This window comes from Streptomyces ochraceiscleroticus (assembly GCF_000720485.1).
Classification (GTDB): Bacteria; Actinomycetota; Actinomycetes; order Streptomycetales; family Streptomycetaceae; genus Streptomyces; species Streptomyces ochraceiscleroticus.
The window spans coordinates 1-250 of sequence record NZ_JOAX01000132.1 but is presented as its reverse complement, the minus strand read 5'-3'; the positions used below and the strand labels follow the sequence as shown (position 1 = coordinate 250).

Annotated in this window: 1 protein-coding gene; it reads right to left on the bottom strand. The window is 66.8% G+C overall.

Annotation, left to right across the window (positions count from 1 at the left end; translation table 11 throughout):
• Nucleotides 1-250: cobalamin-dependent protein (locus IG84_RS38615; RefSeq protein WP_037801504.1), on the bottom strand; the 250-nt coding region annotated here is incomplete at both ends.

The window sequence follows — 250 nt, the reverse complement described above, 5'->3', positions numbered from 1 at the left end:
GTCCATCAGGCGCAGGCCCTCGAACGCGTCGCGGGCGTAGCGGACCTCGCCCTCGTAGATCTCGTGCAGGTCCTGCTCGACGTACGCACGGGTCAGCGCCGCGCCGCCGAGGATTACCGGGAACTGCTGTGCAAGGCCCCGGGCGTTGAGTTCCTCCAGGTTCTCCTTCATGATCACCGTGGACTTGACCAGCAGGCCGGACATGCCGATGACATCGGCCTTGTGCTCCTCGGCGGCCTCCAGGATCGCG